Here is a 16,325-nt window from a genome sequence, read left to right on the forward strand (position 1 = left end):
GGACGGCTTCCGACGCGTACCCGGCGTGGTGCGCCGCTGAGGGCGGGCCCGGCCGACGGGCCGGGGCCGCGTGTCAGCGCGGGGGAGGAACGACCGGGGGGACGGCCCCGGACCACGGGACCGTCCCCCCGACCACGTGGTGGGGCGCCGGGATCAGGTCGGGTCCAGACCGTGACTGCGGAACCAGGACAGCGGGTCCACCGGGGAGCCGCCGCCGGGACGGACCTCGAAGTGCAGGTGCGGTCCGGTCGAGTTGCCGGAGTCGCCGGAGTAGGCGATGACGTCGCCCGCCTTCACCGGACCGCTCATGACGGTGTACCGCGACAGATGGCAGTACCAGGTCTCGGTGCCGTCCTTGGCGGTCACGATGACCATGTTCCCGTACGCGGAGTTGATCTGCGTCCGCACGGTCCCGTCGGTCGCGGCCATCACCGGGGTGCCGTAGCCGACCGGGAAGTCGATGCCGGTGTGCAGGGACATCCAGTTGATGCCCGCCTGGCCGTAGTAGGCGCTGAGCCCGTTGCGCTTCACCGGCAGCGCGAACTTGGGCCGCAGCCGCTCCTTGCGCTCGGCCGCGGCGGCGGCCCGCTTGCGGTCGGCCTCCTGCCGGGCCTTCAGGTCGATGCGCTCCTGGGTCCGGCTGGCCCGGTCCGCGAAGTCGCCCGCGTCGGCGGAGAGCCCCGCGATCTGGGTGTCGAGCTTGCTGTTCGCGACGGACGGCTTGACCGGGGTGACCTCCGGCGCGGCGGTCGTCTTGGTCTCGTCCTTGCCGTCGGCGTCGCCGGTCATGGTCACGGCTCCGGCGGCGATCCCGGCCACGCCCATCACACAGGCCGAGGGCACCGCGACGGTCAGCAGCGCGGAACGCTTGGCGGGGGTGCGGCGGCGGGCGCGGCCACGGCCACCGGGGGCGGGCGCGCGGCGCGACAGCACCACGGGCTCGATGTCCAGCCGGACGCCGTCCGCCCCGTTCGCGGGGGGCGGTCCACCCGGGCCACCGGGGGCCGACGGGTCTCCCGCCGGTTCCACCGATCCCGTCGGATCCGTCAGTTCCGGTAGTTCCGGCAGGACGGTCGTCGCGTCCGCCTCGGCGAGGAGCGCGTAGGTGTCGATCCCCGCGCAGATGGTCTCCTGCTGGTCGAAGGTGACCGGCGCGGACCGCTCGACGGGTTCCTCGTAGGGGGACGGCTCCCCGTAGGGCGCGTCGTACGGGGCGGAGGCGCCGTCGGTGTTCCAGGCGGTGGCGTCGAACGCGCCGGTGTCGGCGTCGGAGACGGGACCGACGGCGAAGTCCTGGGGGTCGAAGGTCCGGGTGTCGTAGGTGTCGCCCGCGAACTGCTGGGTCTCCCACTGCCCGGTGTCCCCGGCGTCGGGGAGCGGCGTGCCGGGATACGCCGGAACGTCCCAGGTGCCGGTGGTGGTGTACGAGCCGGTGTCTCCGGAGCCGTAGGGCTGCTGCGCGGCGTACGCGGCGTAGTCCAGGGACGTGTGGGTCCCGGTGTCGCCGTCGCCGCCGGTCGGGGCCCAGGTCGTCGTCGATCCGTTCCACTGGCCCGTGTCGTAGGACCCGGTGTCGTAACCGCCGGTGTCGTAGGACCCCGTGGTCCCGGTGCCGTAGGCCCCGGTGGCCCCGGCGGCTCCGATGTCGTAGGACCCGGTGTCGTAGGAGCCCGTGTCGTAGCCCGTGCTTCCGGTGGACGCGGTCAGGTCCCCGAAGAGGGGGTCCGTCGCGTAGTCGGTGGTGGTGGCGTAGGAGCCGGTGCCGTAACCGTCGTACCCCCCGTAACCGTCGTGCTGCGCGCCCTGGTCGTACGCCCCGAATGCCGGAGCCGCTTCCTGGGGTACTGCCGGGGGAGTCGCGGTCCCCGCCGGGTGACGGTCGTTCACCAACTTCTCTTTCGCTCGGAAACAGGAGCTGAGCTGGGCTGGGACCTGGCGGCGGAACCGCTGACGGAAGGGGGCCCAGTGAGGGGCGGAACAGTGCGGCGACTGTACCCGGCGGTATGCGGCCCCGACAATCTTCGCCGGGTTTCCCGTTGTCGTGAAACGGGCATTCAGCCGCCTTTTGACGACGCCTCGAAAAAGCCTTGGTCTTGCGTTCGAAAGGCGTTCGATTTACTGGAAAAGGGGTGCCCACGGGGAGCCGCCGCGCTTCCGGGGAGGGGAACAGGGGGGCGTGTGGATGCGCGACACGGGGGCGGGAGGTGCGTGAGGGGCGCTTGGGGTGTGGCGGGGGGTGGTGCGGTGGCTGGTCGGGAGGGGTGTCGACGGCCTTGGAGGGGGAGCGGGTGCCGGTTCGGGATCGCACCCGCGCGGAGGCGTCCGGACGGCCCGGGGTGACTCCGGGCGGGCTCCGGGGCGCGCGGGGCGGTGGGTGGGTCAGGCGGCGGCGGGGCCGTCGGTGCCACGGTTGCGAGGATCGGATGTGACGTCGGTAACACTTCCGGGGGTGCTCGGTCGTGTCGTCCCGGTGCGGGCGCCCGTGCGGATGCCCGTCCGGGCGCTCCTCAGAGGGATCGCCCGGCCGTCCGCCCGGCCGTCCGCCCGGCCGTCCGCCCGGCCGTCCGTCTGACCGTCCGCCCGGTCGTCCGTCGGGTCATTCACCCGGTTGGCCGTCCGGGTGCCGGCCTCCGGGGCGGGGCGCCGTTCCGGGCGTTCGTCCGGGCGCCCCTCCGGGGGCTCGCCGGACCGGGGATCCGGTCGGTCGGCGGCCAGGGCGTTCCGGACGCCCGCCGTCACCAACGGGTGCACCGGTAGGGCGAGATGGCCGATCCCGGTGACCCGCACCTCGCGGGCGAGGAGGTCGGGATGGTCCACGCGGGCCGTCTCCAACGGGTCCATCACCTGGTCCAGATCGCTCCAGAAGCTCACGAACCGGGTGCGGCAGCCGGGCGCCGGAAGGGCCAGCTCCGCGATCACGGGCGAGTCCGGCCGCATCTGCCGCACCACCGGGTGCACGTCCATCAGCGGTACGGCCCGGGTGCCCGAGTGCGGTGTCCCCAGGGTCACCAGGACCCGGACCCGGACGTCCCCGCCGAGCCGCTGGACGTAGTAGCGGGCGATCAGCCCGCCGAGGCTGTGCCCGACCAGGTCGACCTCGTCCCGTCCGGTCCGCGCGCACAGGTCCTCGACGGCCCGGCCCAGGTCCTCGGCGGCGGTCCGGATGTCCCGGGTCAGCGGGGAGTGGTTGAGCGCCTCGACCCGCCGACCGCCCTGGCCGAGCACCCGGCGCAGCAGGACGAACACGGAACGGTTGTCCACGAAGCCGTGCAGCAGGAGCACGGGCGGACCGGGATCGGACGGGCCGCCGGGGCCGGGGTCGTGGTGCTCGCGGACGATGCCCGAGGGGTAGAGCAGCAGATGTCCGCCGAGGACGGCGGCCTCCAGCGCGGTGGCCTTGACCAGCGCCGCCGGGCCCGGGCCGGGCGCGTCACCCGGGGAGGGCGCGGGGAACGGCAGCCGCAGCAGGGACAGCGACACGGGGAGGAACGGCAGCCGCAGCAGGGACAGCGACACGGGGAGGAACGGCAGCTTCCGCGCCAGCGGCGGCAGGGGGGACAGGGGGGACAGGGAAGGCAGGAACGAGAGGAACGACAGGGGTGCCAGGGGCGTCAGGGGTGGCAGGGATGCCGGGAGTCCGAACCGGGTGACCTTCATCGGCCGACCTCCCGTCGGCGGTCCGGGAACGGCTCCGGTCCCGGGCGCGCCCTCGGGGAACCCGGCTTCCGTACCGTCCGCCGCCGTCCGGTCCGCGATCCGCGCGGAACGTCCGGCCGCGCCGGTCGCCGTCCACGGCCCGGCCCCGGCGCCCGACGGGCCCGTACGGCTCGCGGCGGCGAGGCGGGACCGGCGGGACGGCGGTGCGCCGTGGCTCCCGCGCGCCCGTCGCCCCGGCGGGCCCGGACGGGCGCCACGACGGCGGACGCGGTGAACGTGTCCCACCGTGTGATTTCCCCCTCGGTCGACGTCACGAAACTGACGGCCGTACCGGGCACCGGGATAACGTTCGTTCACTGACCGGGTCCGTGGGGTCGTGGGACCGGGGGACACCGGCCGTCTCCGGCGGACACCCCGGCACACCGGGACACGGCGGGCGCACGGCGGGTGACCGTGGGTACATGCCCCTCGGGCGGGTTCGTTCTCGTACGTACTGGGAGGCAGTGATGGGTGTGACAGCCGGTCCGATCCGCGTGGTCGTCGCCAAGCCGGGGCTCGACGGCCATGACCGGGGGGCGAAGGTCATCGCACGGGCGCTGCGGGACGCCGGTATGGAGGTCATCTACACCGGGCTGCACCAGACCCCGGAACAGATCGTGGACACGGCGATCCAGGAGGACGCGGACGCGATCGGGATGTCCATCCTCTCGGGCGCCCACAACACCCTCTTCGCCCGGGTCATCGAGTTGTTGAGGGAACGCGACGCGGAGGACATCAAGGTCTTCGGCGGCGGCATCATCCCCGAGGCCGACATCCCGCCGCTGCGGGAACTCGGCGTCGCCGCGATCTTCACCCCCGGTGCCACCACCACGTCCATCGTGGACTGGGTACGGGCCAACGTCCGCGAGTCCAGCGGGGCGTGACGGCGGGCCCGGGGCCACGCCCGTCGGGTGGCGTCGCCGTCCCGTCCCCGGCCCGGACGCTCCGGGGGCGTTCCGCCGGGACGGGCGGACGGGCGGACGGTTCACGGGGCCGGTGGGCGGGGCGGGCGGACCGGGGGGCGGGGCGCGGTGGCCGGCGGTCCGGGGGCCAGTTCGGACAGCATCACCGCGCGCAGCCGCAGCGTTCCGGCGAGCCGTTGGAAGGACTCCGCCCAGTAGCCCCCCGCGCCGGGCGCCGCGTCCTCCGGTTCGTCGGGGGTCGCCGTCAGTCCCGTCAGCTCCGCGAGGCGTTCCCCCTCGTCCGGGTCGAGACAGCGTTCCGCGAGGCCCATCACCCCGCTGAAGCTCCACGGGTAACCGCCCGCGTCCCGGGCGATGTTCAGCGCGTCCACCACCGCCCGGCCCAGCGGGCGCGACCAGGGCACCGCGCAGCCGCCGAGGAGCTGGAACGCCTCCGACAGTCCGTGCGCCGCGATGAACCCGGCCACCCAGTCGGCCCGTTCGCCGTCGGGCAGGACGGCCAGCAGCTTCGCCCGCTCCGCCAGCGACACCGCCCCGGGCCCGCCCGCGCCCGGGGCGGCGGGCGCGCCGAGCAGGGCCCGGGCCCACTCCCCGTCCCGTTGGCGCACCGCCGCCCGGCACCACGCGGCGTGCAGATCCTCCCGCCAGTCGTCGGCCACCGGCAGCGCGAGCACCGCCCGGGCGTCCGGGACGCCCAGCCGCCCGGGCCAGACGGCGAGCGGGGCCGCCGCCACCAACTGGCCCAGCCACCAGGACCGCTCGCCCCGCCCGGCCGGAGGCCGGGCGAGGACCCCGTCCCGTTCCATCGCCGGGTCGCACGCGTACGGGGGCTCCACCACGACGGTGCCGGAGCCGTTCAGCCGGTCCGGCGCCACACAGGACACCGCCCGCTCCGCCATCCGGGCGGCGAGCGCCGAACCGGGCAGCGCCGCCAGAAGGTCGGCGGCCGTCGCCCGGACGGAGCGGCCCGGGTCGCCGAGCGCCCGCTCCAGGAACGGCTCGTCGGCCGGGCCCAGTCCGGTGCGGAGCGCGTCGAGGAACATCAGCCGGTCCTCCGCGCGCTCCGCCGACCAGGTGCCGTCGAGCAGGACGCGGGCGGCGTCCGGGTCCCGCGCCCGGAGCGAGTCGAGCAGGGCGGTCCGTTCGGCGAACAGCCCCTCCCGCCAGAGCCGGGCCGTCCGAGCCGGGTCCGTGGGGGCGGGCGACGGCGCCCCCCGGCCCGGCGCCGCTCGCAGGGCGAACCGCCAGTCGGGGTTGAGCCGGGCCAGCCAACGGGCGCGCGACCCGGCGTAGACGAGGGCGGCGGGGCGCAGATCGGTACGGGAGCGGGCCGCGTCCAGCAGATCGGGCAGCAGCTGCGGCGGGGGCGCGTAGCCGTGGGCGTTGGCGGCGGCCAGCCACTGGGGCAGCAGCTCCGTCAGGTCCGGCGCGCCCGCCCGGCGGCCCGGGGTGCCCGCGCGGGGGGCGTCGGCGAGCAGTTCCGCCAGCCGGTGCGCCGCCGGGGGTGGGGTCGGCGGGCGGGGGTCCCGGGGGGCCGCCGGGGGCGGTGGCTCCGCCCGGGCGGGGGTGAGGCCCGCCCGCCGCCGCAGGACGTGCGCGGCGGCGGCGTCCAGGACCTCGGACGGCTCCCGTCCCGCGTCGGCGCGCCGCGCGGTACCGAGCAGCGCGGTCACCACCAGGGCGTCCCACTCCTCACGTTCGTCCTCCCCGCGCCGCCGTTCCCGGTCGGCCCGTTCTCCTCGGTCGCCCACGCGGTCCACCTCCCGTGTCCCCCGCTCCGTAGGTCGGTTGTCCCAGTCGCCAGTCGCCAGTCGCCAGTCGCCAGTCGCCAGTCGCCAGTCGCCAGTCGCCAGTCGCCAGTCGCCAGTCGCCAGTCGCCAGTCGCCAGTCGCCAGTCGCCAGTCGGCTGGCCGGTTGGTCGGTTGGTCGGGCCGGTGGTCAGGTCAGGGGCACCACCGGGCCGTCCGGCAGCCAGGCGGCGAGCGGGCGGAACCCCCGGTGCCCCACTTCCCCGAACACGGTCACGGCGGTGCCGCCCGCGAGGGAGACCAGCCGCCACAGGCCCCCGCCCCGCCGGAACCCCGGGGTGAGCGGCAGTGCCTGACGGGTCGCCGGATCGACCAGCCGCCCGTCCCCCGCCGCCCCCGCCGCCAGGACCGGCACCACCTCCGCGACGGTCACCGCCACCTCCTCCGCCCAGGGGTCGGCCGCCACCGCCGCCCCGTACGCCGCGAGGGCGTCCGGCACCCGGCCGCCCGTCGGACGGCGTCCCCCCGGCGCCGTCCCGCCCGGGGGCGGGGGGACGGTGTCCGTCGTGTCCAGCTCCAGCCGGGGCAGGGCCGTCCCCGGACGCGGCACCGCCGTCGCCGTCAGCACCCCGCCCACCGGCGGCGCGGGGGCGGGCGTCCGCCCCGGCGCCGTGTACGACAGCACCACGCCCGTCCGTCCGGACGCCGCGCCGTGCACCCAGACGTGCCGGGTCGTCAGCCGGTCGTCCCGGTGGTCGTGGTGCGCCAGCACCAGCCAGCGGTCCGGTACCGGCTCCCCCTCCGGTACGGACGGCAGTCCGACCCGGGCGCGCACGGTGGCCGCCAGGGCCTCGGGGAGCGCGTCCCGGCGGAGCCAGCCGAGGGCCAGCAGCCGCAGCAGCGCGCACTCCTCCAGCATCCTGGCCTGCCACCCGGGACCCGAGCCGGGCAGCGCCGCCAACTCCCGGGCCCGCGCCGCGAGCCCGGGCGCCTGCGCGTCCACCATCCGCGCGGCCGTCTCCTCCCAGACCGCGCGGCCCTCCGGCCCGGCCGTGGCCAGCCCGCCGCGCAGCACGTCCTCGATCCGCCGCTCCAACTCCCCGGCCCCGGCCGTGATCCGGGCGGCCCGCCGCTCGGCCCGGCGCCGCGCCGCCACCGGATCGACGGGTCCGGGACCGCCCCGGTCCGCCCCCTCGGCCGGACCGGACGCGGGCGGCCCCTCCGCACCCGTCACCGTGCCCGCCGCCGTGGCCGTCCCCGCTCTCGTCCCCGCTCCCGTCCCCCGTGGTCCGCGCATCCCCCGCACCTCCGCCCCGGTCGTCGCACCGAATGCCCCGAAGGTAGGGGACACCACTGACAATCCGCCCTGACCTGCGGTTCCTTCGGTTCCGGGCGGGCAGCCGGACGGCGTTGTCAGTGGCGTGGTGCACCGTGGAGGACGGATCGGAACCGCCGGTCCGGAGGGGGACCCGTCGTATGTCCGTGCCCGCACCCACACCGTCACCCGCCGCTCCGGGCACGTCCGCCGACGGTCCCGGAGGACCCCCCGACGGACCCGGAGCCGAACCCGGAACCGGAACGGGAGCCGACGGGCGGGGAGCCGACGGATCCGGAACCGGAGATCCGGACGCGTCGGTGCTCCGCCCGCACGCCGAGGACGCCTTCGCGGCCGAACTCGCCGCGCTGGCCGTCCACGACGACCGCCCCCGTCCCGGGAGCTGGCGGCTCTCCCCGTGGGCCGTCGCCACCTATCTGCTCGGCGGCACCCTCCCCGACGGCACCGTCGTCACCCCGAAGTACGTCGGGCCGCGCCGGATCGTCGAGGTCGCCGTCACCACCCTCGCCACCGATCGCGCGCTGCTGCTCCTCGGACCGCCGGGCACCGCCAAGACCTGGGTGTCGGAGCACCTGGCGGCGGCCGTCAGCGGGGACTCGACGCTCCTGGTGCAGGGCACCGCGGGCACCCCGGAGGAGGCCGTCCGCTACGGCTGGGACTACGCGCGGCTGCTGGCCCACGGCCCCGGCCGGGAGGCCCTGGTGCCCTCGCCGGTGCTGCGCGCCATGACCGGGGGCCGGATCGTCCGGATCGAGGAGCTGACCCGGGTCCCCACCGACGTGCAGGACTCGCTCATCACGATCCTGTCCGAGAAGACCCTGCCCGTCCCGGAACTCGGCGAGGAGGTGCGGGCGGTGCGCGGGTTCAACCTCATCGCCACCGCCAACGACCGGGACCGGGGGGTGAACGAGCTGTCGAGCGCGCTGCGCCGCCGGTTCAACACCGTGGTGCTGCCGCTGCCGGAGAGCGCCGAGGCCGAGGTGGGGATCGTCGCCCGCCGGGTCGAGCAGCTCGGCCGGGCGCTCGGGCTGCCGACCCCGCCCGACGGCTTCCACGAGATCCGGCGCGTGGTCACCGTCTTCCGCGAACTGCGCGACGGGGTCACCGTCGACGGCCGCACCAGGGTGAAGTCCCCGACCGCCACGCTCTCCACCGCCGAGGCGATCTCCGTGGTCACCCAGGGCCTCGCCCTCGCCGCCCACTTCGGGGACGGCGTCCTGCGCCCCGCCGACCTCGCCGCCGGGGTCCTCGGGGCCGTCGTCCGGGATCCGGCGGCCGACCGGGTGGTCTGGCGGGAGTACGTGGAGACGGTGGTCCGGGAACGGGTGGGCTGGGACGACTTCTACCGCGCCTGCCGCGAGGCGGACGGATGACCGGCCCGGACGCCCCCACGGCGGCCGCCCCGCCGCCGGAGCGGGCCGGGCCGCTGCTGCTCGGCGTCCGCCACCACGGCCCCGGCTCGGCCCGGGCCGTGCTGGCGGCGCTGGACGCGGCGGCCCCGTCCGCCGTCCTCATCGAGGGCCCGCCGGAGGCCGACCCGCTGGTGGGGCTGGCCGCCGACCCCGCGATGCGGCCCCCGGTGGCGCTGCTCGCGTACGTGCCGGACACCCCGGGGACCGTCGCCGCGGCCGTCGCGGGGGCCACCGCGTTCTGGCCGCTGGCCGACTTCTCCCCCGAGTGGGTCGCACTGCGCTGGGCCCTGCGGCACGGGGTGCCGGTGCGGTTCATCGACGTCCCCGCCGCCCATGCGCTGGCCCGGGTCCCCGTCCCCGACCCGGACGCCCCCGATGCCCCGGCCGGTTCGTCCGGGGCGACCGATCCGTCCGGGGCGGCCGGGGTGTCCGGGGCCTCAGGGTCGGCGGGGGCGTCCGGTTCCGTCGACGCGTCCGTCGTCCCCGGGCCGGTGGGCGCCGCGCACCTGCCGGTGGAGGCCGTCCCCGGGCCGGTGGAGGCCGTACCCGGAGCGGTGGACGCCGTTCCCGGGACGGGATCCGTGGCCCCCGTCCGCTCCGACGTCCGCTCCGACCCGCTCGCCGCCCTGGCCGCCGCGGCGGGGCACGACGACCCCGAGCGGTGGTGGGAGGACGTCGTCGAGCACCGGGGCGCGACCGGTCCGGTCAGTGACGGCTCCGGGGACGGAAGGGCCCAGGCCGACGACCCCTTCGCCCCGTTCGAGGCGCTGGCCGAGGCGATGACCGCCCTGCGGGAGACGGGCCCCGACGCGATCGGCCCCACCGGGGAGACCGGCGGCGCCGGGAGCTGGGAAGCGGTCCGGGAGGCCCACATGCGGCTGCGGCTGCGGGCCGCCCGGCGCGAGTTCGGGGACGGCGTGGCCGTGGTGTGCGGTGCCTGGCACGTGCCCGCGCTGCGCGCCCGCGTCCCCGTCGCCGCCGACCGGGCCCGGACGCGCGGACTGCCCCGGACCAGGGTCGAGCTGACCTGGGTCCCCTGGAGCCACCGCAGACTCGCCCTGGACGCGGGCTACGGCGCGGGCGTCGAGTCCCCCGGCTGGTACGGGCACCTGTTCCGCAGCCCCGACCGGCCCGTGGAGCGCTGGCTGACCCGGGTCGCCGGGCTGCTCCGCGAGGAGGGCCGTCCCGTCTCGTCCGCGCACGTCATCGAGGCGGTCCGGCTCGCCGGGGCGCTCGCCGCGCTGCGCGGCCGTCCGCTGCCCGGGCTGCCCGAGACCCGGGACGCCGTCCGCGCGGTGATGTGCGACGGCTCGGACGTCCCGCTGGCCCTCGTCGAGGACCGGCTCGTCGTCGGGGACGCCCTCGGCGAGGTGCCCGACGGGGCGCCCGCCGTGCCGCTGCGCCGCGACCTCACCCGGCTCCAGCGACGGCTGCGGCTCCCGGCCGAGCCCGGGGAACGCGTCCGGGACCTCGATCTGCGCGGCGGGACCGACGCCGCCCGCAGCGTGCTGCTGCACCGGCTGCGGCTGCTCGGCGTCCCCTGGGGCGAACCGTCCGCCGCCCCCACGGGCACCGGCACCTTCCGGGAGACCTGGCGGCTGCGCTGGGAGCCCGAGCTGGACGTACGGGTGGCCGAGGCGGGCGTCTGGGGGAACACCGTCCGGGACGCGGCCACCGCGCGGGCCCGGGCGGACGCCCTGGTGGCCCGGGACCTCACCGAGGTCACCGCCCTGGCGGAACGCTGTCTGCTGGCCCGGCTGGGGGAGGCGCTGCCGGTGGTGACGCGGATCCTGACCGACCGCGCCGCCCTGGACACCGACGTCGGCCGCCTCGCCGACGCGCTGCCCGCGCTGGCCCGCTCGGTGCGGTACGGCGACGTCCGGGGCACCGGTACCGAGCCGCTCCGGAAGGTCGCGGAGGGGATCGCCGCGCGGGTGTTCGTGGGGCTGCCGCCCGGGTGCGTCTCCCTGGACGACGAGGCCGCCGTCCGGGCCCGGAACCGGCTGGACGCGGTGCACGGCGCCGTCGGACTGCTCACGGGTGCCCCGGCTGGCCCTGCCGGTGCCGTCGACCCCGCCGGTCCCGTCGACCGCGCGGGTCCGGCTGCCTCCGCCGTTCCGGTCAGTCCGGCCGTCCCCACCGGCGCGGGCGCCTCCGTCGGTCCGGCCGCCCCTATCGGTCCGGCCGACCCCGCTGGTCAGGTCGGCTCCGCCCGCCCGGCCGCTCCCGCCGGTCCGGCCGTCCCCGCCAGTGGGGGTGCCTCCGCCGGTGCCACCCGTTCGGCTGGCCCCGTCCGAGAGGTCCGGGCCGGTGGTCCCGGAGAGGTCACTGGCCCGGACGGCCCGGCCGATCAGGACGGTCCACGGGCCCGTTGGTACGCCGTGCTGCACGTGCTCGCCGCCCGGGAGGCGGTGCACGGCGTCGTCCGGGGCCGGGCCGTACGCCTGCTGCTGGACGACGGGGAACTGGACGACCCGGCCGCCGCCCGGTTGATGGGGCTCGCCCTGTCGCCGGGCACCCCGCCCCGGCGGGCCGCCGCCTGGCTGGACGGGTTCCTCGGCGGGGAGTCCGGCGGGCTGCTCCTCGTCCACGACGTCCGGCTCCGCGGACTGGTCGACACCTGGCTCCGTGGGGTCTCCGCCGAGGCGTTCACGGACGTGCTGCCGTTGCTGCGCCGCACCTTCTCCGGGTACGGGACGGGTGTCCGCCGGACCCTGGGGGAGCTGGCCCGGGGCCGTCCCGCCGCCGCCCGGCGAGACCCCGCCGGTTTCGGACCGGACCCTGATCCGGCCCGCGCCGACGCGGTCGCCCCGGTCCTGGCCCTGCTCCTCGGCACCCCGCCGTCCGGCACCTCGCCGTCCGGTGCCGCACCGTCCGGGGGCGCGACGCCCGGCACCTCTGCGCCCGCTGTCCCTCAGTCCGGTGCTGTGCAGACCGATGCCACGCCCTCCACCATCTCGTCCGCCGCGCCCCCGGCGCCGTCCGTTCCCGCAGTGCCGCCAGCACCGTCCGTGCCGCCGTCCGAGGAGGCTCCCGCATGACCGCCGAGACCGCCGAGACCGCCGAGACCACCGGGCCCGCTGGGACTGCTGGGGCCACCGGGACCGCCAAGAAGACCGCTGGAAGCGCCGAGGCCGCCCAGAGGACCGAGGCCGCTGGTACCGCCGAGGCCGCCGGGCGCTCCGTCCCGGACCCGGCACCGCGCCCCGGCCAGGGCGACGCCGACACCGCCCCGGCCCCGCCCGGCGACCGGACGGCGGCTGGTGAACAGCCCGGCGGAGCCATCGCCTGGGGCACCGAATCGGCCGCCGCCCAGTTCCCCGCTCCGGAAGCAGCCCCGGAAGCCCCGGAGGCAGCCCCGGAGGCCACCGATCCGGAGACCGGCCCGGTTGCCGCCTACTCCTCCGCTGCGGAAGCCACTGTCCCGGAGCCCGGCCCGGTTGCCGTCCACTCCTCCGCCCCGGAAGCCGCCCTGGAGACCGCCCCCGAGACCACTCCAGAACCCCCCGAAGGGGCCTACGCGGAGCCCGACGAGGGTCCTCCCCACGCGGAAGCCCATGAGGAGGCCCACGCTGAGGCCCAAGAGGGGAACGACGAGGGCGCCCGGCGCTGGCGGCTGGTCCTCGGGGCGGCGGCCGACCCGGACGGACCCCCGCTGGACGGCCGGGACGCCACCATGGACCGCGCCCTCGCCGCCCTCTACGACCATCCGGCCGCCCCCGGCGGCGACGGCCGGGGCGGCGGTGACGGCGACCGCACCGGCGGGCTCGGCGCCTCCGCGCCCTCCGTGGCCCGCTGGCTGGGCGACGTCCGGGCCTGCTTCCCCGCCCCGGTGGTGAGGGTGATGCAGCGGGACGCGCTCGACCGCCTCGGGCTGTCCGCGCTGCTGCTGGAGCCGGAGCTGCTGGAAGCGGTGGAGGCCGACGTCCACCTGGCGGGCACCCTGCTGTCGCTCGCCCGGGCGATGCCCGAGCGGACCAGGGAGACCGCCCGCGAGGTCGTCCGCCGGGTCGTCGCGGACCTGGAGGCCCGGCTCGCCGCGCCCACCCGGGCCGCCGTCCGGGGCGCGCTCGACCGGGGCGCCCGGACCCGGCGCCCGCGCCCCCGGGACATCGACTGGAACCGCACGATCGCCGCCAACCTCGCGCACTACCTCCCCGAACGGCGCACCCTCGTCCCCGAACGGCTGATCGGCCGTGCCCGGGCCTCCGCCGCCACCGGCAAGGAGGTGATCCTCTGCGTCGACCAGTCGGGGTCGATGGCGCCGTCGGTGGTGTACGCGTCGGTGTTCGGTGCGGTACTGGCGTCGGTCCGTTCGCTCGACACCCGGCTGATCGCCTTCGACACCTCCGTGGTGGACCTCACCGACGCGCTGGCCGACCCGGTGGACGTCCTCTTCGGCACCCGGCTCGGCGGCGGCACCGACATCGGCCGGGCGCTCGCCCACTGCCAGCGGCACGTCACCCGCCCGGCGGACACCGTCCTCGTACTGATCTCCGACCTCTACGACGGGGGCGTCCGCGAGGAGACCCTGAGACGCGCCGCCGCGATCACCGCGTCCGGGACCCGGCTGGTGGTGCTGCTGGCGCTGTCCGACGAGGGCGCCCCCGCCTACGACCACGAGAACGCGGCGGCCTTCGCCGCGCTCGGCGCGCCCGCCTTCGCCTGCACCCCCGATCTGTTCCCCGAGGTCATGGCCGCCGCGCTGGAGGGCCGACCGCTCCCCGTCCCCGGAACGGAGGACCGGCCGCCCACGGGTTGAGGAACTCCGCCGGGGCCGTCACCGGCCCGCCGCGCACCCCGCCACCGGCCCTCACCGGGGCCCCGGAACCCCTCGTTCCGGGCGGGTCGGGGGAGGCGGCCGAGGCTCCCCGGCCGGAACCCCACGGCCGGGGAGCGCCATCCTGTGACTGTTATCACCGGCTTCGGATCACGTGCGGCGGGAAGTCCCCCACCGGACGGGGATAACCTGCGAGACGGACATGCCGCGTGCCCGGCCGACCGTGTGCGCATCCCAAGTGACCGCGGAGTCACGTTGCCCATCGCGGCACGCCCACGCAGACAACGAACCGCGAGATCACGATAGGGACGGACGCGCGTGGACCTGTTCGAGTACCAGGCGAGGGACCTCTTCGCCAAGCACGGTGTACCGGTGCTGGCCGGTGAAGTCATCGACACGCCTGAGGCGGCGCGCGAGGCGACCGAGCGACTGGGCGGCAAGTCTGTCGTCAAGGCGCAGGTGAAGGTCGGCGGCCGTGGCAAGGCGGGCGGCGTCAAGCTGGCCGCCACCCCGGACGAGGCCGTCGCCCGCGCGACGGACATCCTCGGCCTCGACATCAAGGGCCACACGGTCCACAAGGTGATGATCGCCGAGACCGCGCCCGAGATCGTCGAGGAGTACTACGTCTCCTACCTCCTCGACCGCACCAACCGGACCTTCCTCGCCATGGCGTCGGTCCAGGGCGGCATGGACATCGAGGAGGTCGCGGAGAAGACCCCCGAGGCCCTCGCCAAGGTCCCCGTCGACGCCAACAAGGGCGTCACCATCGAGGCCGCCCGCGCGATCGTCGCCCAGGCGAAGTTCCCGGCCGAGGTCGCGGAGCAGGTCGCGGAGATCCTCGTCACCCTGTGGGACACCTTCAAGGCCGAGGACGCGCTCCTGGTCGAGGTCAACCCGCTGGCCAAGGTCGCCGACGGCCGGGTCATCGCCCTCGACGGCAAGGTCTCCCTGGACGCGAACGCCGAGTTCCGCCAGCCGGGGCACGCCGCCCTGGAGGACAAGGACGCGGCCGACCCGCTGGAGGCGGCGGCCAAGGCCAAGAACCTCAACTACGTCAAGCTCAACGGCGAGGTCGGCATCATCGGCAACGGCGCGGGTCTCGTCATGAGCACCCTCGACGTGGTCGCCTACGCCGGTGAGAACCACGGCGGCGTGAAGCCCGCCAACTTCCTCGACATCGGCGGCGGCGCCTCCGCGCAGGTCATGGCCGACGGTCTGGAGATCATCCTCGGCGACCCGGACGTCAAGTCCGTGTTCGTCAACGTCTTCGGCGGCATCACCGCCTGTGACGAGGTCGCCAACGGCATCGTCCAGGCCCTCCAGCTGCTCAAGGACAAGGGCGAAGAGGTCTCCAAGCCGCTCGTCGTGCGCCTCGACGGCAACAACGCGGAGCTGGGTCGCAAGATCCTGTCGGACGCCAACCACCCGCTCGTGCAGCGCGTGGACACCATGGACGGCGCGGCCGACAAGGCCGCCGAGCTCGCGGCTGCGAAGTAAGGGACGAGGTTCACAGCCATGGCTATCTTCCTCACCAAGGACAGCAAGGTCATCGTCCAGGGCATGACCGGGGCGACGGGCCTGAAGCACACCCGCCTCATGCTCGGTGACGGCACCAACATCGTCGGCGGGGTGAACCCCCGCAAGGCGGGCACCTCGGTCGACTTCGACGGCACCGAGATCCCCGTCTTCGGCTCCGTCCAGGACGCCATCGACAAGACCGGCGCCGACGTCACCGTCATCTTCGTCCCGGAGAAGTTCACCAAGGACGCGGTCGTCGAGGCGATCGACGCCGAGATCCCGCTCGCCGTGGTCATCACCGAGGGCATCGCCGTGCACGACTCGGCCGCCTTCTGGGCGTACGCGGTCGAGAAGGGCAACAAGACCCGGATCATCGGCCCGAACTGCCCCGGCATCATCACCCCGGGCCAGTCGAACGTCGGCATCATCCCCGGCGACATCACCAAGCCCGGCCGCATCGGCCTGGTGTCGAAGTCCGGCACGCTGACGTACCAGATGATGTACGAGCTGCGGGACATCGGCTTCACCACCGCGGTGGGCATCGGTGGCGACCCGATCATCGGCACCACGCACATCGACGCGCTCGCCGCGTTCCAGGAGGACCCCGAGACCGAGCTGATCGTGATGATCGGTGAGATCGGCGGGGACGCCGAGGAGCGCGCGGCCGACTTCATCAAGGCCAACGTCACCAAGCCGGTCGTCGGCTACGTGGCGGGCTTCACCGCGCCCGAGGGCAAGACGATGGGCCACGCCGGCGCCATCGTCTCCGGCTCCTCCGGCACGGCCCAGGCCAAGAAGGAGGCCCTGGAGGCCGCGGGCGTCAAGGTCGGCAAGACCCCGACCGAGACGGCCGCCCTGGCGCGCGAGCTGCTCAAGTAGTTCCCCGCTCCACCGCCGGTGGGCCCGCACCCT

General features: G+C 76.0%; 9 protein-coding genes and 1 pseudogene. 6 read left to right on the forward strand and 4 right to left on the reverse strand.

The features are described from left to right. Window positions 1–153: 153 nt before the first annotated feature. Both ACVWNX_RS21590 and ACVWNX_RS21595 read right to left on the reverse strand, forming a co-directional pair. Window positions 154–1,887 (reverse strand): M23 family metallopeptidase, encoded by a 1,734-nt coding sequence (locus ACVWNX_RS21590; protein ID WP_454409155.1) that lies wholly within the window; start codon window positions 1,885–1,887, stop codon window positions 154–156. Window positions 1,888–2,679: 792 nt separating this feature from the next. Further along, window positions 2,680–3,516: pseudogene (locus ACVWNX_RS21595) on the reverse strand (esterase/lipase family protein); the annotation flags it as partial. Window positions 3,517–4,163: 647 nt separating this feature from the next. Between ACVWNX_RS21595 and ACVWNX_RS21600 the strand changes: the two are divergent. After that, window positions 4,164–4,580, forward strand: a complete 417-nt coding sequence (locus tag ACVWNX_RS21600; protein WP_454409156.1) for a cobalamin B12-binding domain-containing protein — start codon at window positions 4,164–4,166, stop codon at window positions 4,578–4,580. Window positions 4,581–4,681: 101 nt separating this feature from the next. Here the strand turns inward: ACVWNX_RS21600 and ACVWNX_RS21605 are convergent, their stop codons facing one another. Then, window positions 4,682–6,295, reverse strand: coding sequence for a DUF5691 domain-containing protein (locus ACVWNX_RS21605; RefSeq protein WP_454414874.1), 1,614 nt, complete (start codon window positions 6,293–6,295; stop codon window positions 4,682–4,684). Window positions 6,296–6,557: 262 nt separating this feature from the next. Next, window positions 6,558–7,664: an SWIM zinc finger family protein gene (locus tag ACVWNX_RS21610; RefSeq protein WP_454409157.1), complete on the reverse strand. Its 1,107-nt coding sequence runs from the start codon at window positions 7,662–7,664 to the stop codon at window positions 6,558–6,560. A gap of 179 nt (window positions 7,665–7,843) precedes the next feature. On the opposite strand from ACVWNX_RS21610, the gene ACVWNX_RS21615 reads away from it, so the two are divergent. The 5 genes from ACVWNX_RS21615 (at window position 7,844) to sucD (ending at window position 16,292) form a co-directional block, all read left to right on the forward strand. Then, window positions 7,844–9,076, forward strand: coding sequence for an ATP-binding protein (locus ACVWNX_RS21615; protein ID WP_454409159.1), 1,233 nt, complete (start codon window positions 7,844–7,846; stop codon window positions 9,074–9,076). Beyond that, complete coding sequence (locus tag ACVWNX_RS21620; RefSeq protein ID WP_454409160.1) at window positions 9,073–12,156, forward strand: DUF5682 family protein; 3,084 nt, start codon at window positions 9,073–9,075, stop codon at window positions 12,154–12,156. The genes ACVWNX_RS21615 and ACVWNX_RS21620 overlap by 4 nt, the downstream gene beginning before the upstream one ends. 431 nt (window positions 12,157–12,587) lie before the next feature. After that, window positions 12,588–13,877 carry a vWA domain-containing protein gene (locus ACVWNX_RS21625; RefSeq protein WP_454414875.1) on the forward strand — a complete coding sequence of 430 codons (1,290 nt, stop codon included), beginning with the start codon at window positions 12,588–12,590 and terminating at the stop codon, window positions 13,875–13,877. A gap of 336 nt (window positions 13,878–14,213) precedes the next feature. Then, window positions 14,214–15,392, forward strand: coding sequence for an ADP-forming succinate--CoA ligase subunit beta (sucC, locus tag ACVWNX_RS21630; RefSeq protein WP_387000095.1), 1,179 nt, complete (start codon window positions 14,214–14,216; stop codon window positions 15,390–15,392). Window positions 15,393–15,410: 18 nt separating this feature from the next. Continuing rightward, window positions 15,411–16,292 carry a succinate--CoA ligase subunit alpha gene (gene sucD, locus ACVWNX_RS21635; RefSeq protein WP_454409162.1) on the forward strand — a complete coding sequence of 294 codons (882 nt, stop codon included), beginning with the start codon at window positions 15,411–15,413 and terminating at the stop codon, window positions 16,290–16,292. Window positions 16,293–16,325 lie beyond the last annotated feature (33 nt).

It is taken from the genome of Streptomyces sp. JNUCC 64 (genome assembly GCF_054484115.1).